The organism is Pseudomonas sp. G2-4 (genome assembly GCF_030064125.1).
Classification (GTDB): domain Bacteria; phylum Pseudomonadota; class Gammaproteobacteria; order Pseudomonadales; family Pseudomonadaceae; genus Aquipseudomonas.
This window is the reverse complement of record NZ_CP125957.1, coordinates 2,967,110-2,986,354: the sequence shown is the minus strand read 5'-3', so window position 1 is coordinate 2,986,354 and position 19,245 is coordinate 2,967,110. Positions and strand designations below refer to the sequence as shown.

At 61.4% G+C, this 19,245-nt stretch carries 11 protein-coding genes; 9 read left to right on the top strand and 2 right to left on the bottom strand.

The window, feature by feature from the left end:
* Positions 1-6: 6 nt before the first annotated feature.
* A complete protein-coding gene (gene lpxO / locus QNH97_RS12780; protein ID WP_283557153.1) occupies positions 7-906 on the bottom strand; it encodes a lipid A hydroxylase LpxO in 900 nt (299 codons plus the stop codon).
* Positions 907-1,309: 403 nt separating this feature from the next.
* On the opposite strand from lpxO, the gene QNH97_RS12775 reads away from it, so the two are divergent.
* The 9 genes from QNH97_RS12775 (at position 1,310) to QNH97_RS12735 (ending at position 17,598) form a co-directional block, all read left to right on the top strand.
* On the top strand, positions 1,310-2,899 hold the full coding sequence (locus QNH97_RS12775; RefSeq protein ID WP_003181279.1) for an ABC-F family ATPase: 1,590 nt from the start codon (positions 1,310-1,312) through the stop codon (positions 2,897-2,899).
* 230 nt (positions 2,900-3,129) lie between these two features.
* The gene (locus QNH97_RS12770; RefSeq protein WP_283557152.1) at positions 3,130-4,323 is read left to right on the top strand and encodes an MFS transporter; all 1,194 of its coding nucleotides are present in this window, start codon (positions 3,130-3,132) and stop codon (positions 4,321-4,323) included.
* Positions 4,324-5,695: 1,372 nt separating this feature from the next.
* Entirely contained in the window at positions 5,696-7,267 is a 1,572-nt protein-coding gene (gene glgA, locus QNH97_RS12765) for a glycogen synthase GlgA (RefSeq protein WP_283557151.1), read from the top strand.
* Between the two features lie 7 nt (positions 7,268-7,274).
* The gene (gene treZ, locus QNH97_RS12760; RefSeq protein ID WP_283557150.1) at positions 7,275-9,077 is read left to right on the top strand and encodes a malto-oligosyltrehalose trehalohydrolase; all 1,803 of its coding nucleotides are present in this window, start codon (positions 7,275-7,277) and stop codon (positions 9,075-9,077) included.
* The gene (gene malQ / locus QNH97_RS12755; RefSeq protein ID WP_283557149.1) at positions 9,074-11,152 is read left to right on the top strand and encodes a 4-alpha-glucanotransferase; all 2,079 of its coding nucleotides are present in this window, start codon (positions 9,074-9,076) and stop codon (positions 11,150-11,152) included. Before treZ ends, malQ begins: the two co-directional genes overlap by 4 nt.
* The gene (locus QNH97_RS12750; RefSeq protein ID WP_283557148.1) at positions 11,149-13,935 is read left to right on the top strand and encodes a malto-oligosyltrehalose synthase; all 2,787 of its coding nucleotides are present in this window, start codon (positions 11,149-11,151) and stop codon (positions 13,933-13,935) included. Before malQ ends, QNH97_RS12750 begins: the two co-directional genes overlap by 4 nt.
* Positions 13,936-13,955: 20 nt before the next feature.
* Positions 13,956-14,285: a DUF2934 domain-containing protein gene (locus QNH97_RS12745; protein WP_283557147.1), complete on the top strand. Its 330-nt coding sequence runs from the start codon at positions 13,956-13,958 to the stop codon at positions 14,283-14,285.
* A 134-nt stretch (positions 14,286-14,419) separates the two neighbouring features.
* Positions 14,420-16,579: a glycogen debranching protein GlgX gene (glgX, locus tag QNH97_RS12740; RefSeq protein WP_283557146.1), complete on the top strand. Its 2,160-nt coding sequence runs from the start codon at positions 14,420-14,422 to the stop codon at positions 16,577-16,579.
* Between the two features lie 254 nt (positions 16,580-16,833).
* On the top strand, positions 16,834-17,598 hold the full coding sequence (locus QNH97_RS12735) for a PIG-L deacetylase family protein (RefSeq protein WP_283557145.1): 765 nt from the start codon (positions 16,834-16,836) through the stop codon (positions 17,596-17,598).
* A gap of 174 nt (positions 17,599-17,772) precedes the next feature.
* On the opposite strand, the gene QNH97_RS12730 is transcribed toward QNH97_RS12735, so the two are convergent.
* Complete coding sequence (locus QNH97_RS12730; RefSeq protein WP_283557144.1) at positions 17,773-19,230, bottom strand: amidase; 1,458 nt, start codon at positions 19,228-19,230, stop codon at positions 17,773-17,775.
* Positions 19,231-19,245: the final 15 nt, after the last annotated feature.

Genomic DNA, 19,245 nt, shown 5'->3' with positions numbered 1-19,245 from the left:
CGGCGCTCAGATCCAGACAAAAATCGCCAGCAACCCGCCGAAGAACGCCCATTTCTGCAGGTAATACAGCTTGCGGTTGCGTTTCTTCAGCGCTTTACCCTGGAGCCGTATTTTGTAGAGCCTGGAAAACGCCCGGTTCAGCGCACCGGTCTTGTCGCCAACATCGTTGGGGGCACCGGCGGCGGCCATCACGCTGCGGCTGAACCAGCGGTTGAACGCAGCGGCCCAGCGAAATGTCATGGGCCTTTCCACATCGCAGAACAGGATGATGCGGTTATGGTCGGTGGTGTTTTCGGCGTAATGAATGAACGTCTCGTCGAACATCACCGCTTCGCCATCACGCCAATGGTAATGCTCACCATCGACATTGATGTAGCAACCGGCGTCGTTGGGCGTATCCAGGCCCAGGTGATACCGATAGGACCCCGCATACGGGTCACGGTGACGCACCAGCTTCGACCCCGGCGGCAATTGCGCAAACATCGCGGCCTTGATCGAACCGATGCTCTGCACCAGCTCCGTGGTCCGCGGGCACAGTTTCATCGCCGAAGGATGACTGTCGCCGTACCACTTCAGGTAAAAACGTTTCCAACCGGTCTTGAAGAACGAGTTGAAGCCCACGTCATCGTATTGATTGGAACGCTTGATCTCTCCCGCTTGCAGCAGGTTCTGGCCTTCGGCACGGATCTCTTCCCAATGAGCCTGCAACGGACTCAGGTCCGGGAAATCCGCCGGATTCAGGAAAGGTTTGTTGGGAAGTCTGGAGCACAGGTAAAGCAGGCAATTGATCGGCGCAAGAAAGGACGAGTGGTCGCTCAACTGGCGTGGCAGCGCATGCCGGACGCGTCCACGCAGGTGAACATAGCCGATGGACAGGATGTAGATCGCGACAATGATGAGTTTCACAGATTCCGTCACACATCAGGAGTGAACAGGTTGCTTCTCCCAGCCAGCCGAGTTGGCAAGGGGATGACATCGGGTGAGATGGCATTTTAATCAGAGTTTGTAACCGAAGGTTATCCTTCAAGTGTGAAAAACTGTCATGCCCAGGCAATACCCTATCGTTAATGCGGCCAGATCAGTACAATCGCCGCCAAACATCACGCGCCCCCTTTGGCCGATACCGGAAACCCGGCTTCGGCGCACGTCTATTCGGGCCAGGCGCTCCGTATGCTGCTGTCCTCTTATGCCGGATGGACCCTTGCGCTTGCGACCGCGACGCCTTTGCGCGGTCGGGACCCGCGCAAACAGGTACTGAACAGGTACTGCCGCACCCTTAGCTACTCTGAATGTTCCGCAGGATAAACCTTTGATCTCTACAGCTAACATCACGATGCAGTTCGGCGCCAAGCCACTGTTCGAAAACGTCTCTGTCAAGTTCGGCGCGGGTAACCGCTACGGTCTGATCGGCGCCAACGGTTGCGGCAAGTCGACCTTCATGAAAATCCTCGGCGGCGACCTCGAGCCGTCCGGCGGCCAGGTGATGCTCGAGCCGAACGTGCGCCTGGGTAAACTTCGCCAGGACCAGTTCGCCTACGAAGAATTCACTGTGATCGATACCGTGATCATGGGCCACGAGGAACTGTGGAAGGTCAAGGCCGAGCGCGATCGCATCTACTCGCTGCCGGAAATGACCGAAGAAGACGGCATGGCCGTGGCCGAGCTGGAAACCGAATTTGCCGAGATGGACGGCTACACCGCCGAATCCCGCGCCGGCGAACTGTTGCTGGGCCTGGGGATTGGCATCGAGCAGCATTTCGGCCCGATGAGCGAAGTGTCGCCAGGTTGGAAACTGCGTGTGCTGCTGGCCCAGGCGCTGTTCTCCGACCCGGAAGTGCTGCTGCTCGACGAACCGACCAACCACCTGGATATCAACACCATCCGCTGGCTGGAAAACGTGCTGACCCAGCGTTCGAGCCTGATGATCATCATCTCTCACGACCGTCACTTCCTGAACAGTGTCTGCACCCACATGGCGGACCTGGACTACGGCGAGCTGCGCCTGTTCCCGGGCAACTACGACGAGTACATGACCGTGGCGACCCAGTCCCGCGAGCAACTGCTGTCGGACAACGCCAAGAAGAAAGCGCAGATTTCCGAATTGCAATCGTTCGTCAGCCGTTTCTCGGCCAACGCCTCGAAAGCCAAGCAAGCCACCTCTCGCGCCAAGCAGATCGACAAGATCCAACTGGCCGAGGTCAAGCCATCGAGCCGTGTCAGCCCGTTCATTCGCTTCGAGCAGACCAAGAAACTGCACCGCCAGGCGGTCATTGTCGAGCGCATGGCCAAAGGCTTTGACGGCAAGCCGCTGTTCAAGGACTTCAGCTTCACCGTCGAAGCCGGCGAGCGCGTGGCGATCATTGGCCCGAACGGCATCGGCAAGACCACCTTGCTGCGCACCCTGGTCAATGAACTGGAGCCGGATGCCGGTACCGTGAAATGGACCGACGCCGCGGAGCTGGGCTACTACGCCCAGGACCATGCCCACGACTTCGAAGATGACGTCAACCTGTTCGACTGGATGGGCCAATGGACCCAGGGCGGCGAACAACTGGTGCGTGGCACCTTGGGTCGCATGCTGTTCTCCAACGACGAGATCCTCAAGTCGGTCAAGGTCATTTCCGGTGGTGAACAGGGTCGCATGTTGTTCGGCAAGCTGATCCTGCAAAAGCCAAACGTGCTGGTGATGGACGAACCGACCAACCACTTGGACATGGAATCCATCGAAGCGCTGAACCTGGCGCTGGAAAACTACCCGGGTACGCTGATTTTCGTCAGCCACGACCGGGAGTTTGTATCGTCCCTGGCCACCCGCATCATCGAGCTGAGCGCCGACGGCGTGGTCGATTTCAGCGGCACCTACGATGATTACCTGCGCAGTCAGGGTGTGGTGTTCTAAGGGCAGTTCTGAGCTGCAAGCTTGAAGCTGCAAGTGAAAAGCCCTGTCCGTTGTGACGGGGCTTTTTGTATTTCAAGGGTAGAAAACCTGTGGAAGCGAGTTTGCTCGCGATGGCGGCAGCACATACCACTTCAATCCAGCCTGCCAAACACATTTAGTTAGCCTGCTTTCTTTTATCCCCACCTCGCGCCATGATGAGGCTCTCTTACCGCCGCCCGCGAACGAGCCCCATGCCCACACCCTCCTCTGCCCCCAGCTCCCTGTCGGTCACCTTGCAGATCGTCTCCATCGTTTTCTATACCTTCATCGCCTTTCTCTGCATCGGCCTGCCGATTGCCGTGTTGCCGGGGTATGTCCACGAACAGCTGGGCTTCAGCGCGGTGGTGGCCGGGCTGACCATCGGCTCACAGTATCTGGCGACCCTGCTCAGCCGCCCCATGGCCGGACGGCTGTCGGACAGCGTCGGCACGAAACGGGCGATCGTCTACGGGTTGTCGGGGATTGTGCTCAGCGGCGTGCTGACGTTGATCTCGACCTTGCTGCAGAGTTTCCCGCTACCCAGCCTGCTGATTTTGATTGCCGGCCGTTTGTTGCTCGGCGTGGCCCAAGGCTTGATTGGCGTGGGTACCATCAGTTGGTGCATGGGCCAGGTCGGCGTGGAACACACGGCCCGCTCGATTTCCTGGAACGGCATCGCCTCTTATGGCGCCATCGCCATCGGCGCGCCGCTGGGGGTGGTGATGGTCGGTGAATTGGGCTTCGCCAGCCTGGGGATCGCCTTGTCATTGCTGGCCGGTGCGGCGCTGTTGATGATTCGCAACAAGCCGTCGGTGCCGGTCATTCGCGGCGAGCGCCTGCCCTTCTGGGCGGTGTTTGGACGTATCGCGCCCTATGGGACGAGTCTGTGCCTGGCCTCGATCGGCTACGGCACGCTCACCACCTTCATCACATTGTTTTACGTCAGTCGTGGCTGGGCAGGCGCGGCCTGGTGCCTGACGGTCTTTGGCATCTGCTTCATTCTGGCGCGGTTATTGTTCATTTCCAGCATCGCCCGCTTCGGTGGCTTCAGCTCGGCCATTGTCTGCATGAGCATTGAAACCCTTGGGTTGGTGTTGCTTTGGCTGGCGCCTTCCACCGCGTTCGCGCTGATCGGCGCGGGGCTGGCGGGCTTTGGGCTGTCGCTGGTGTACCCGGCGCTGGGTGTGGAGGCCATCAAGCAGGTGCCGAACACCAGTCGGGGCGCCGGGTTGAGTGCCTATGCGGTGTTCTTTGACCTGGCGTTGGCGATTGCCGGTCCGTTGATGGGGGCGGTGGCTTTGAACCTGGGGTATTCGTCGATCTTTTTCTGTGCTGCGTTGTTGTCGATCACTGGGCTGGGATTGACTTTGCTGCTGCGGCGTCGAGCCGTAAGAGCCGATTATTGATTGCTGTTTTTCGGGGGGTCAATAGTTGCGCGTCTTTATTTGGGGGCGTAGTTTTGGGTGTATATCCGTTGCTGCGGTAACGGCTTTTTATGGTTCCGCTCTTACGGCGGGTCACTTTTGAAAAGCGCAAAAGTAAGCAAAACGCTTATGCCCCACCACTCGGTGCCTCGCTAGGGCTCGGCATGCCCGAACGTGGTTAACGGGGCGCCGAGATCAACGTCCGCCGCGAGGCGGCCTGAGAGCCGGCCTGGTTTGGGTGGGACCGCGTTTCCCCTGTGGGAGCGAGCCTGCTCGCGAAGGCGATGTCACTGTCAATGAAGATGTTGAAAGGGCTGGCCTCATCGCGAGCAAGCTCGCTCCCACAGGTTTTTGTGTCGTGTGCAGATGTTGTGAACCCCCGCAACCCCATGTGTGCGAGCTTGCTCGCGATAGCGGTGGTTCAGCCACATAGATGCTGGAGATGCCCGCACTTGCTTTGCTTTAGATCTTGATCTTGATCTGGGCGCCCCATTAACCACGCTGGCCGAACGCTGGCATTGCTCCGTGGGCACCTCGGCATGGATGCCGAGGTAGCCGCGCTGGACCATGGATGGTCCTTCGCGGCGGCCCACGGAGCAATGCCGGAGTGAGGGCACACCGAGCCTAGGCGAGGTGCCAAGTGGTGGGGCAGAGCGTTTTTGGTTACTTTTGGCGCTCTCCAAAAGTGACCCGCCGTAAGGGCGGAACCCTAAGTAGCCGTTACCGCAGCAACGGATATACACACAAACCAAAAGCTGCCAAAAAACGGCGCGTCCCCCTCCGGAAGCACCACCGTTTTTCTGAAGTGAACAGCAAGCCCACTCCCACCGCAATAGCCTTTCCCAACGCTGAAAATGGCCATCAAAACGCCTCCATTTCAAGCGCCCCCCAATGGTGCATCACGCCATGCCATCGCGCACACCAATGAAACACCGCCTTCCCCCTACACTTTTCTGGCTACAAAAACCTGCACTTCGTCGGTACGTATTTCCCTTCGTCGTGTAAGACATTGCCGACAATATCCGTGATTGTCCGACAATGCGACGAAGCGAGCCGCACCGCTCTACGTTCTGACCTAGACTGCCAAACTGGGGGAAAAACCTACCGGTCATCCAACCGAAAAAAAGTCGAAACTTTTCACAACGGCGACAGGTCAGGTTAAAGGTAGGGCAATAGCCGCTGGTGCATTCCTTGCACAAGCACTTGTAGCGGCCCCTCCACCTAATTCGCTTCGCCGCATTGGGCAGCGCTTTGCCTTCCTTGCGTAGCGCTTGTGCGCCTGGCCGTAGGATTCGGCCAATGAAACAACAGCTCTGGCGCTTGCCGGAACAGATCAAGAATATGGGAGATAGTTATGATCAGTGCTGCCTTGGAACCACAGCAAGTCCGTTCTCAATTACCGCCGGCGGCTGAATCGCCGACGGCACCGGTGCTGGCCACCGGCGGCAAGGCACTGCTCCCCGTCGTTCGACAGAATCCCAATCGCAAGAAGGTATTGTTCGTAACGTCGGAAATCGCCGACCTGGTCAAGACCGGCGGCCTGGGCGACGTTTCGGCCGCACTGCCCCGGGCCATGGCCGGTCTGCATGATGTCCGGGTACTGATCCCCGGTTATCCGCAGGTGATGAACAGCGGCAACCCGATCCACATCATTGGCGAACTCGGCGGCCATGCCGCACTGCCGCCCTGCAAGATCGGGCGCATGGACATGCCTGACGGCCTGGTGGTTTACGTCCTGATCTGCCCGGAGCTCTTTGCCCGCGAAGGTTCACCTTACGGTGCCAACAATGGTCGCGACTGGCCCGACAACCACATCCGCTTCGCGCGCCTGGGCCTGGCTGCGGCCGACATCGCCGCCAACCTTGCCCAGATCCATTGGTGCCCCGATCTCGTGCATGCCCACGACTGGCCCGCCGGGCTCGCGCCGGCCTACATGCATTGGCGCGGCCAACGCACTCCGACCCTGTTCACCATCCACAACCTGGCCTATCAGGGCGTGGTGAGCCTGGCGTCCTGCCCGGAACTGGGTATCCCGGAGCACGCGCTGCAACAGGAAGGCATGGAGTTCTACGGCAAGTTGTCGTTCCTCAAGGCCGGCATGGCCTACTCCAGCCATATCACCACGGTCAGCGCCACCTACGCCCAGGAGATCACCACCCCGGCATTCGGTTGCGGGCTCGACGGTTTCCTCTCGGCCAAGACACAACAGGGCCTGCTCAGCGGCATTCCCAACGGCATCGATGAAAGCTGGGATGCTGCCACCGACACGCATCTGTTCCGCCAGTTCGCCATGGGTGACTGGGAGGGCAAGGCTGTCAACGCCGCCCATGTGCGCGACCTGTTCGGCCTCGACGATTCCACGGGTCCGCTGTTCGCCGTGGTGTCGCGCCTGGTGTATCAGAAAGGCCTGGACCTGACTGAAGCCGTCGCCGAATTCATCGTCGAGTCGGGTGGTCAGATCGCCATCATCGGCCGTGGCGAGCCGGAGGAAGAACAAGCCATGCGCGAACTGGCACTGCGCTTCCCCGGACGCATCGGTGTGCGCATCGGCTTCAATGAAACCGACGCCCGACGGATGTTCGCCGGCAGCGACTTCCTACTGATGCCTTCGCGCTACGAGCCTTGCGGCTTGAGCCAGATGTACGCCCAGCGCTTTGGTTCGCTGCCGGTGGCGCGCAATACCGGTGGGCTCGCGGACACGATCGAGGACGGTATCACCGGCTTCCTGTTCAATGAGTCCACTGTGGAGAGCTACGAACAGGCATTGGGCCGGGCCTTCAAGGTCTTCGCCTTTCCTGACTTGCTCAACGCCATGCGCTGCCGCGCCATGTCGGCACCGTTCAACTGGTCTCAGGCCGTGGAACCCTACGCCGATCTCTACGAACAACTGGTGGCCAAGTCACTGGGTAAATCGGTCAGAAAATGAGGTAACAATGCCGTCAAGGACGCCTGAAACCTGGACCCATGGCGCGGTCATGCTCGATGATGAGCACACCCGCTTCGCCCTCTGGGCCCCGGACGCTTTTTTTGTCAGTGTCGAACTCGACACTGGAGATTCCATACCGCTACTACCCCAAGCCGACGGCTGGTTCATGATCCAGACCCGTTGCCCCGCTGGCACCCGCTATCGCTACAACATCGACGGCGAGCTGGAAGTCCCGGACCCGGCATCCAGAGCCCAGGCTGGTGACATCGACCGTCACAGCGTGGTGGTCGATCCACATGCTTATCAATGGCGACACACCAATTGGTCCGGTCGGCCCTGGCACGAAGCGGTCATCTATGAATTGCACGTCGGTGCCCTCGGTGGTTTCGAAGGTGTCGAACAGCATTTGGCACGCCTGGCCGGACTGGGCGTGACCGCCATCGAACTGATGCCGCTGGCGCAGTTTCCGGGCGATCGCAACTGGGGTTACGACGGCGTCCTGCCCTACGCCCCCCAGGCGTCCTACGGCACGCCGGAACAGCTCAAGCATCTGATCGACAGTGCCCATGGGCATGGTCTGGCGGTGATTGTGGATGTGGTCTACAACCACTTCGGCCCCGACGGCAACTACCTGCACCGCTACGCCAAGGGTTTCTTTCGCGAAGACAAGCACACGCCCTGGGGCGCAGCCATTGATTTCCGGCGCCGCGAGGTGCGCGACTTCTTCATCGACAACGCGCTCATGTGGCTGCTGGAATACCGTTTCGACGGTCTGCGCCTGGACGCCGTGCACGCCATTGAAGACCCTGACTTTCTCCATGAGCTGGCGGAAAAAGTCCGGGAACAGATCGACCCTGCGCGACATGTCTGGCTGACCGTGGAAAATGAACACAACCAGGCCAGCCTGCTGGAACAGCATTACGACGCCCAATGGAATGACGACGGCCACAACGCCCTGCATGTGCTGCTGACCGGCGAGACCGATGCCTATTACGCCGACTATGCCGAGCAACCGACGGAGCAACTGGCCCGCTGCCTCAGCCAGGGTTTCGTCTTCCAGGGCCATACCAACCGCCACGGCGAGGCCCGGGGTGAACCCAGCGGTCATTTGCCACCCAGCGCCTTCGTGCTGTTCCTGCAGAACCATGACCAGATCGGCAATCGAGCCCTGGGGGAACGCCTGCATCAACTGGCGCCGCCCCAGGCCCTGCACGCGGCGATCGCCCTGCTGTTGTTATCACCGATGATTCCGTTGCTGTTCATGGGCGATGAAGTGGCCGCCGAACACCCGTTCCTGTTTTTCACCAGCCATCATGGCGAACTGGCGGAACTGGTGCGCGAAGGCCGGCGCAACGAGTTCGCGGCCTTCAGCGCCTTCGCCGACCCCGAGAAGCGCGAACGGATTCCCGACCCCAACGACGTCGGTACCTTCGAGGCCTCGCGGCCGGTGTTCGAAACCCAGCATTCTCATCAGCACGCCACCGAGGCGCTGTACCGCCAATTGCTGAAGATCCGCCGTGAAGAAATCGTCCCGCGCCTGCCCGGTGCCCAAGCCCTGGGCGCCGATGTCCTGGGCCATGGCGCCGTCAGCGCACGCTGGCGGCTGGGCGACGGCAGCGTATTGCGCATCGACCTGAACCTCAGCGACCAACCGCTCGAACACACCGCTCCAGAAGAGGTGCACATTCTTTTCGAACATCCGCACCAAGCCATGGGTCTGTTGCAACAGGGCGTCCTTGCGCCCTACAGCGCTCTGGTCAGTCTGACGCAGGCGACAAACTTGCCCAACATCACTGGAGAGCGCCTATGAGCGATGCGCAACTTGAAATCCTCGCCGGTCGAGCAGGCCTTGCAGTCGACTGGATAGACGCGAACGGCCGGGCACAAAAAGTCTCGCCTGCCGTGCTGCGCTCAGTCTTGACTGGCCTCGGCCATCCGGCGGGTAGCGCCCAGGAAATCGACGCCAGCTTGCAGCAATTGCAACAGGCCCAGCAGAACCATCAGTTGCCACCGCTGATCACCGCCGACGTCGGGACCAGCGTGGACCTGAGCCGCTATTTCGAAGCCGCAACGCCCTGCGAGATCAAACTCGAGGACGGCGCGACGCTGAACCTGAAACTCGACGCCGATGCCAAGCTGCCGGGGATGATCCCGGTGGGTTATCAGCACGTTCGCATCCAGGACCAGCACTTTACCCTGGCGGTCGCGCCGGCCCGCTGCTACAGCGTGGCCGATGCGGTGGACGAGCCGACACCGCGGGCCTGGGGCCTGAGCGCACAGTTATATTCACTACGACGCCCAGGCGATGGCGGTTTCGGCGACACCCAGGCCTTGGAAGAACTGGCGCGGGTGGCCGGCGAGCGCGGTGCCGATGCCCTGGCCATCAGCCCGATGCATGCGATGTTCAGCAGCGACACCGGACGCTACAGCCCTTATTCGCCGTCCAGCCGCCTGTTCCTCAACAGCCTGTATGCGGCGCCGGGGACCATTCTGGGTGAACGCGCCCTGCGCACCGCCATCGATGCCACTGGCTTGACCAATCAACTGCGCAGCCTGGAAGAGCAGCCGCTGGTCGACTGGCCGGTGGCGGCCCAGGCCAAACAGAAAGTCCTGCGGGCCCTGTACGACGGTTTCAGCCAGGGTGAGCATCCGCTGCATGAAGATTTCAGCAGTTTCCGCCATACCAGCGGCGAAGCCCTGGAAAACCATTGTCGCTTCGAAGCCTTGCAGGCCGAACGCGCAGCTCGGGGGGAAAGCCTCGACTGGCGCCACTGGCCCGAAGAGTGGCGTAATCCCCGCAGCCCGGCGCTGGCCCACTTTGCCGAAGAAAACGCCGACGAAATCGGCTACTACGCGTTTTGCCAGTGGCTGATCGCCCGCTGCCTGGAGCGCGCCCAAAGCGCGGCCAAATCCAGTGGCATGGGCATCGGCCTGATCGCCGACCTCGCGGTGGGGGCCGATGGCGGCGGTAGCCAGGCCTGGAGCCGGCAGGACGAACTGCTCGCTTCGCTGACCGTGGGCGCACCGCCGGACATTCTCAACCGCTCCGGCCAAGGCTGGGGTATCTCGGCGTTTTCTCCGGAAGGCTTGGTGCGCAACGGCTTTCGCGCCTTCATTGAAATGCTGCGGGCCAACTTCGCCCATGCCGGCGGCTTGCGTATCGATCACGTCATGGGCCTGCAACGCCTGTGGGTGATCCCGAACGACGCCCCGCCTTGTGATGGCGCGTACCTTTACTATCCGCTGGATGACCTGCTGCGCCTGTTGGCGCTGGAATCCCACCGGCACCAAGCCATCGTGCTCGGCGAGGACCTCGGCACCGTGCCCGAAGGCCTGCGGGAAAAGCTCAGTGCCCGGTCGATCCTGGGCATGCGCGTGCTGTTGTTTGAACAGGACAACACTCGCTTCAACCCTATCCTCGATTGGCCGGACAACGCCCTGGCAACCACCAGCACCCATGACCTGCCGACCCTCAATGGCTGGTGGCACGGTCATGATATCGACTGGAACGCCCGCCTGGACCTGATCGACTCCCACAGCGAAATGGACTGGCGCAAACACCGCGAGCGTGAACGCGAAGGCCTGCGCAACGTGTTGAACGAGGACCCGCAGAACTTTCGCGAAGAACGTCACGAAACCGACGAGGTGCTGGATGCCAGCGTGCGTTTCCTCGGCCACACCCGCGCGCCGCTGGTGTTACTGCCGCTCGAGGATGCCCTGGGCATCGACGAGCAGGCCAACCTGCCCGGCACCACCGACACCCACCCGAATTGGCGTCGCCGCCTGGCCCACGACAGCCAGGCGTTGCTGGATGCCCCAGACGCCGCCCGGCGCCTGGAAATACTCGCCTGCGCGCGACTTCAGGCGAACGAGCGTGACCGATGAAACCGACCTTGGCCCAACCACTACGGGCGACCCTTCGCCTGCAATTTCATAAGGGTTTCACCCTGGACGATGCCGTGCCTCAGGTGCCGTACTTCTCGGCGCTGGGCATCAGTCATATTTATGCTTCGCCACTGCTCAAGGCCCGGGCCGGGTCCATGCACGGCTACGACGTCGTCGATCCGACCCAGGTCAACCCGGAGCTAGGCGGCGAAGCCGCACTCAAGCGCCTGGTCGCGACCCTGCGTGAACACGGGATGGGACTGATCCTCGACATCGTGTCCAACCACATGGCCGTCGGCGGCAACGACAACCCCTGGTGGCTGGACCTGCTGGAATGGGGACGCCTGAGTCCCTACGGTGAGTTTTTCGACATCCAGTGGCACTCCCCGGACCCGCTGATGGAAGGCCAGCTGTTGCTGCCGTTCCTGGGCAGTGACTACGGCGTCGCCTTGCAGGAAGGCACGCTGAAGCCGCGCTTCGATGCAACGCAAGGCAGCTTCTACGTCGAGCATTACGAACATCACTTCCCCATCTGCCCGATGCAGTACGGCGAGTTACTCAAACCCGCCGAGACCCTGCCATCGGAGCAGGCCGAAGCGCTCAAGGCCCTGGCCGAGCGCTTTACCACGTTGAATTACCAGACTGACGCTCACACCCTCGCCCGCCCGCTGCAAGTAGAGCTGCGGGAGCTGGCAACACAGCCGGGCATCCTCGCCGCCATCGAGGATAACCTGAGCGGCTACGACTCCCTCGAGTCCGAGGGTTTCAAGCGCCTGCATCAGCTGTTGGAGCGCCAGAGCTACCGCCTCGCCAGTTGGCGCACCGCAGCGGACGACATCAACTGGCGGCGGTTTTTCGATGTCAACGAACTGGGCGGCTTGCGGGTCGAACGCCCGACCGTGTTCGAAGCCACCCATGCAAAGATTTTCGAATTGATCAGCGAAGGGCTGGTGGACGGGCTGCGGATCGATCATATCGACGGGCTTGCCGATCCTCGCGGCTACTGCCGCAAATTGCGCAGACGCGTCGATTCACTGTCGCCGTCGCGGCACTTGCCGATTTTCATCGAGAAGATCCTCGGCGATGGCGAAACCTTGCGTCGTGACTGGAACATCGACGGCAGCACCGGTTACGAATTCATGAACCAGATCTCGCTGCTGCAGCATGATCCGGCCGGTGCCGAGCCCCTTGCCGAGTTCTGGAGCCGTCACAGCGAACGCCCGGCACACTTCATCGAAGAAGCCCGCCTGGCTCGCCAGCAGATTCTCAACGGTTCCCTCGCCGGCGACTTCGAAAGCGTCGCCCAGGCCCTGCTGCAAGTGGCTCGGGACGATGTGATGACCCGCGACCTGACCTTGGGTGCGATTCGGCGAGCGTTGCAGGAACTGATTGTGCATTTCCCGGTGTACCGTACGTACATCAACCCGTTGGGTCGCTCTGCCGAGGACGAGGTGTTTTTCAACCAGGCCTTGGAAGGCGCCCGGCAAACCCTCAGTGAAGCCGACTGGCCGGTGCTCGATTACCTGGCCGATTGGCTCGGCGGCACGCCATGGCGATATCGCCCCCGTGGGAGTCAGCGCAAACGCCTGCGACATGCCTGTGTGCGTTTCCAGCAACTGACCTCTCCAGCGGCGGCCAAGGCCGTGGAAGACACCGCGCTCTATCGGTCGGCAGTGCTATTGTCGCGCAATGACGTGGGCTATAACACCGAGCGTTTCAGCGCCCCGCCTCAAGCGTTCCACAACGCCTGTCTTGAGCGGCTGGAACATTGCCCGGACAACCTGATGACCACCGCCACCCACGACCACAAGCGCGGCGAAGACACCCGCGCCCGGTTGGCGGTGCTCAGCGAACGTCCCGATTGGTACACCGCGTGCGTGGAACAATGGCGCATCCTCTCGCCCTCGCTGCACAGCGACCCTGCGGCCCCCTCGGCCGGGGATGAGCTGATTCTGTACCAGGCGCTACTCGGAAGCTGGCCGCTGGACCTTGATCCACACGACCCCAAGGCACTGGCCGACTACAACGAGCGCCTGTGGCAATGGCAACGCAAGGCCTTGCGTGAAGCCAAGTTGCAAAGCAGCTGGGCGGCGGTGAATGACGCCTATGAGCAAGCCACCCAGATGTTCCTCGAACGGCTGCTGCTGTGCGATGAAGGAGTGCCCTTGCGCAGTGCCATCGCCGAAGCGGTCCAGGCCATTGCCGCGGCAGGCGCCCTCAACAGCTTGGCGCAGACTTTGCTGCGCATGACCGTGCCCGGCGTGCCGGACCTGTACCAGGGCAACGAGTTCTGGGATTTCAGCCTGGTGGATCCGGACAACCGTCGCCCGGTGGATTTCGAGGCGCGCCGTGAGGCGATGCACGCCGACAATACCCCAGCAGCGCTGGTACACGACTGGCGTGACGGCCGGGTCAAGCAGGCATTGATCGCCAGGACACTGGCCCTGCGGGCCGAATACCCGCAGCTGTTCCGCCAAGGCAGCTACCAGCCGCTACAGGTGGTCGGTGAACACGCCCAACGGGTGTTGGCCTTTATGCGAGAACACGAGCAACAACGGGCAGTCGTCGTGGTACCGATCCATGCCGCCCGCCTGCTGGAAAACAGTGCCGTGCCACAGGTGGCTGCATCGGACTGGGGCGATACCCGCGTGGCGTTACCGTTTGCCGCCGAGGATGAAAAACTGAAGGGACTTTTTTCAAGCACAGCAGTCACACCCCAAGGGGAGCTGATGCTCAGCGCCGCACTGGGGAATTTCCCGGTCAATGTCTTTATCCAACCTTGAGTTCAGTCAGGAGCACCGCGATGAGTACCGACGATAAACGCATTCGTGAATTCGCCTATCAAATCTGGGAATCCGAGGGTAAGCCGACAGGGCACGAAAAACGTCACTGGGAGATGGCTCGCAAACTCGCCGAAGCCGAAGCCCTGGCACCCAGCAAACCGCCCAAGGCTGCGGGAAAGCCCGCGGTTGCCAAGGCCGACGGCGCCAAGCCTGCCGCTGCCAAAAGCACCGCTGCCAAGGCCGCGCCCAAAAGCACAGCCAAGGCCAAGCCTGCGGCAGCGGCGGTCACGCCCGCTGAAAAACCTGCCAACAAGAAGCCACGGGCGGCACGCAAGCCGCCAGCGAGTTGATTTTCCCCCCTCGCTGATCTCAAGCAAACAGCTCTTTGTGGCGAGGGGATTTATCCCTTCGCCACAGGGTTCATCGCACAACCACCCGTCTTAACTTGAACAGCATTGCGTATCTGTCTTTTGCAGGAGCAACTATGACCCGTCCAAAACAAACCACGCCGCCGCCCGTTATCGAGGCTTCGCGGATTCGTGAAGGGCTGCCTTTTCCGCTCGGTGCAACTTGGGATGGCCTCGGGGTCAATTTCGCACTGTTCTCAGCCAACGCCACCAAGGTGGAACTGTGTATTTTCGATGATGCCGGCGAGGTCGAGCTCGAACGCATCGAGCTGCCGGAGTACACCGACGAGATTTACCACGGTTATCTACCCGACGCCCATCCGGGAATGATCTACGGCTACCGGGTCTACGGCGCCTACGATCCGGAGAACGGCCATCGTTTCAACCCCAACAAGTTGCTGATCGATCCATATGCCAAACAATTGGTCGGTGAACTGAAGTGGTCTGAAGCGCTGTTCGGCTACACCATTGGCCACCCCGACGGTGACCTCAGTTTCGATGAGCGCGACAGCGCACCGTTCGTGCCCAAGTGCAAAGTCATCGACCCGGCCCACACCTGGGGCAATGACCAGCGTGTCAGCGTGCCCTGGGACAAGACCATCCTGTATGAAACCCATGTGCGCGGCATCAGCATGCGTCACCCCTCGGTGCCCGATAATCTACGCGGGACTTTCGCCGGGTTGATGGTCGACGACGTGATGGAACATATCCGCAAACTGGGTGTTTCGTCGGTAGAGTTGCTGCCCGTCCATGCCTTCGTCAATGACCAGCATCTGTTGCACAAGGGCATGACCAACTACTGGGGCTACAACAGCATCGCCTTCTTCGCCCCGGACCCGCGGTACCTGGCCAGCGGCAAGATCGCCGAGTTCAAGGAAATGGTCGCCCACCTGCACGAAGCCAAGCTCGAGGTCATCCTCGATGTGGTCTACAACCATACGGCCGAAGGCAACGAACAGGGCCCGACCCTGTCCATGCGCGGCATCGACAATGCCTCGTACTACCGGCTGATGCCTGACGACAAACGCTACTACATCAACGACTCCGGCACCGGCAACACCCTGGACCTGAGCCACCCGTGCGTCTTGCAGATGGTCACCGACTCCCTGCGCTACTGGGCCACGGAGATGCATGTCGACGGTTTCCGCTTCGACCTGGCGACGATTCTGGGCCGCTACCATGATGGCTTCGACGAGCGTCACAGCTTCCTCGTCGCCTGCCGCCAGGACCCGGTGCTGCGCCAGGTAAAGATGATTGCCGAGCCCTGGGACTGCGGCCCCGGCGGCTATCAAGTGGGAGGCTTTCCACCGGGCTGGGTGGAGTGGAACGATAAGTTCCGCGACACGGTGCGCGCGTTCTGGAAAGGCGACGACGGCCAACTCGCCGATTTCGCCAGCCGCATGACCGCCTCGGGCGAGATGTTCAACCAGCGTGGTCGCCGCCCTTACGCCTCGGTGAATTTCGTGACCGCCCATGACGGATTTACCCTGCATGACCTGGTCTCGTACAACGACAAGCACAACGAAGCCAACGACGAAAACAACCAGGACGGCAGCAACAACAACCTGTCCTGGAACCATGGTGTCGAGGGCCCGACGGACGATCCGGAGATCAACGAGCTGCGCCATCGGCAGATGCGTAACTTCTTCGCCACCTTGCTGCTGGCCCAAGGCACACCGATGATCGTCGCCGGGGACGAGTTCGCCCGCACCCAGCACGGCAACAACAATGCCTATTGCCAGGACAGCGAAATCGGTTGGGTCAACTGGGACCTGAGCGAGGAAGGCGCGGCGTTGCTCAAGTTCGTCAAGCGCCTGATCAAATTGCGCCTGACCTACCCGATCCTGCGCCGTGGGCGGTTCCTCGTGGGCAATTACAACGAGGACATCGGCGTCAAGGACGTGACCTGGCTGGCGCCGGACGGCAGTGAGATGACCACCGAACAATGGCATGACAGCAACGGTCGTTGCCTGGGCATGCTGATGGACGGGCGCGCCCAGGAGACCGGTATCCGTCGCAAGGGTGGTGATGCGACGTTGCTGCTGGTGGTCAATGCCCACCATGACATCGTCAACTTCCTCCTGCCGGAAGTTCCGGAGGGCAGTTTCTGGACCTGCATGGTCGACACTAACCAGCCAGCGGTACGCGGCCAGGAGCGCTTCGATTTCAATTACGAATACTCTGTTACCGGACGTTCGCTGCTGCTGTTCGAACTGCAACGGGAAGAAGAGGAATAAGACCTGCGATAAACGGCGGCCGTAGAGGGAGACCCGCAAGGACGCGGTTCTTCAATACTGTGCAACTCAGTTCGAGTAGAAAAATGCAGCTCAGATAGACATGTGACGCGACGAATCGGTCGACATAGTCAATACTTCGCGTACGGTACTCCAGGATCAGGAGCGCTGCGGATCGCAGTCAGGCCCTTATGGGCGCCATCGGGCAGTCGGCCCGGTGCATGACTGAAAGATTGAATTCAACAAGGACGTCCCCCATGAAACCCGCCTCTCGCTTGCAAAGTCGGCAGCACCCGCAAATATGGAACAGCGCCCCGCAATTGGCCGACATTCCTATCATCAGTACCCAAACGCTCATCCCGGCCGGCGCTCGCGCCGTCATCCTCGCGCCACATCCGGGCGATGAAGTCGGGGCCTGCGGCGGATTGCTCCAGTTGCTGAGCAGTCTGGACCAGCCCATGTTATTGATTTCGATCACCGACGGCAGCCTCGGCCATCCCGGTTCGCCGTTGTGGAGCGATGAGCGTCTGCGCACGCACCGCCCTCACCCCCAGGAAAGCGTCGACGCCCTGCATCGGCTGGGCATACCGGCCCATGGCCTGCAATGGGTGCGCGGCGGCTTCCCGGAAAAAAACCTGGTCGAACATGAAGCACAAATAGCCGCCTTCATTGGTCGGTATCTGCACCCCGGAGACGTGGTGTTCAGCACTTGGCGCAAGGATGGCGACACCGACCACGAAACGGTCGGCCGCGCCGGGGCCCTGGTGGCTGAAAACATTGGGGCCGTCTTTAACGAACTGCCGGTGTGGGCCTGGCACTGGCCAGTCCGCGAGCAGAACAAAATACCCTGGCACCGGGCACGCAAGCTGCGCCTGGACGTCTGGACCACTGCCCGCAAGCGTCACGCGATGCACGCCTATGCCAGCCAGCTCAACGGCGAACCCGCCAGCGGCATCTCCCCCCTGGTACCACGGGTCATTCTTGATCGCATGGGCATGCCGTATGAGATCGTCTTCATCTGAAACCTGAATCGCCTGGACAGCGCAGATTCCCTGTGGGAGCGAGCCTGCTCGCGATGGCGGTGGATCAGCTTGCCTCGACGCTGAATGTACCGCCGTCTTCGCGAGCAGGCTCGCTCCCACATGGGTCTCGGGGTGTTCATGGACGTCATGTCCACCACAGGGTTACAGCGGTGATCAACGACGACAGGCGTTGACCGGCGGGACTCGGCAGCGCCACGGCTGGGCACGTTCCAGTTGCGCGGCCAGGGCCAGCAAGGTGCTTTCCTCGCCAAAGCGACCGGCGAAATGCGCGCCCATCGGTAGGCCGTTGGCGCTCCAGGACAACGGTACCGACATTGCCGGCTGGCCGCTGGCATTGAACAGTGCGGTGAACGGCGAATAGCTGTGATATCGCTCAAGCAGTTGATCAAGGCTCATGCACACATCCTGAATGTCCAGTTCGCCAATCGGCACCGGTTCTCGGGTCAGGACCGGCGTCAGGACCAGGTCGTAATCCTGCATGAATACCGCCAGTTGCCGACCCAGGGCATGAATCCATTCCACGGCAGCCGCGTACTGGGCGCCGCTGACGTTACCCTTGTCCCGCAAGATGATCCGGGTGCGTACTTCCAGTTCTTCGGCCCGCACTGCAAAACCACGTATCTGCCCCAGCAGGTCAACGTAATGACGGCTGCTTGCACCGATGATGGTAAAGACCTGATCCAGGAATTCCGGCAACACCACCGGCAGGCTTGCCGGTTCGACACGGTGCCCCAGGGACTCGCACAACCGCGCGGCCTGGCGCACAGCCTCCAGGCTCTGCGGCGACGTCGGCCAAGGGCCGAGCTGTTCGACCAGGGCAATGCGCAACGGCTTTGGATCACGCAGCACTGCCGTCACATAAGGCTGTGCCTGGACCGGCGCCGCGTACGGCGCGCCCAGGTCCATCCCGGCGGTGGCGTCCAGCAGCGCCGCGCTATCGCGCACCGACAGGGTGATCGCATGGGGCGTGCCCATTCCGGCCCAGCCCTCGCCCACCATCGGCCCCGACGGCAACAGGCCTCGGCTGGGCTTGAGCCCGAACACGCCACAGCAGGACGCCGGCACCCGTAAAGACCCGCCGCCATCATTGCCGTGGGCGAACGGCACTACTCGGGCCGCCACCAGCGCCGCGGCGCCACCGCTGGAGCCGCCGGCGCTGTGGTCGGTGCTCCATGGGTTGCGGGTGGCGCCAAAACGCGAGGATTCGGTGGAATACGACGTACCGAATTCCGGCGATGTGCTGGTGCCCACGACTTGGCAACCTGCGCGCCGTAGACGCGTCACGATTTCTGATTCGAACTCCGCACGAGCATCGCCCAGGGAGCAGGAACCGTTGGTCATCGCCGCGCCGTTGACCGGTGAAAACAGGTCTTTGATCAAGGTCGGCACACCGGCCAGCAGGCCTTGCCCGACCTGGGCGGTACGCGCCGACTCCCGTGCCGATTCGTACAACCGCTCGGCCACGGCATTGATCTGTGGTTCGACCTGTTCAAGGCGCTCGATGGCCGCCTCAAGCAGTTCGCCGGGCTGGACTTCGCCACGCCTGACCCACTCGGCCAGCCCGGTGGCGTCTTCGTTGTCCATCAAGTGGTGGATGTCTTGCATACCCATGCTTCAGGTTCCTTA

What these genes read in the sequence shown, in the direction of transcription:
- QNH97_RS12770 (WP_283557152.1), top strand. Translation starts at nt 3,130, where the DNA reads ATGCCCACACCCTCCTCTGCCCCCAGCTCCCTGTCGGTCACCTTGCAG.
- glgA (WP_283557151.1), top strand. Translation starts at nt 5,696, where the DNA reads ATGATCAGTGCTGCCTTGGAACCACAGCAAGTCCGTTCTCAATTACCG.
- treZ (WP_283557150.1), top strand. Translation starts at nt 7,275, where the DNA reads ATGCCGTCAAGGACGCCTGAAACCTGGACCCATGGCGCGGTCATGCTC.
- malQ (WP_283557149.1), top strand. Translation starts at nt 9,074, where the DNA reads ATGAGCGATGCGCAACTTGAAATCCTCGCCGGTCGAGCAGGCCTTGCA.
- QNH97_RS12750 (WP_283557148.1), top strand. Translation starts at nt 11,149, where the DNA reads ATGAAACCGACCTTGGCCCAACCACTACGGGCGACCCTTCGCCTGCAA.
- QNH97_RS12745 (WP_283557147.1), top strand. Translation starts at nt 13,956, where the DNA reads ATGAGTACCGACGATAAACGCATTCGTGAATTCGCCTATCAAATCTGG.
- glgX (WP_283557146.1), top strand. Translation starts at nt 14,420, where the DNA reads ATGACCCGTCCAAAACAAACCACGCCGCCGCCCGTTATCGAGGCTTCG.
- QNH97_RS12735 (WP_283557145.1), top strand. Translation starts at nt 16,834, where the DNA reads ATGAAACCCGCCTCTCGCTTGCAAAGTCGGCAGCACCCGCAAATATGG.
- QNH97_RS12730 (WP_283557144.1), bottom strand. Translation starts at nt 19,230, where the DNA reads ATGGGTATGCAAGACATCCACCACTTGATGGACAACGAAGACGCCACC.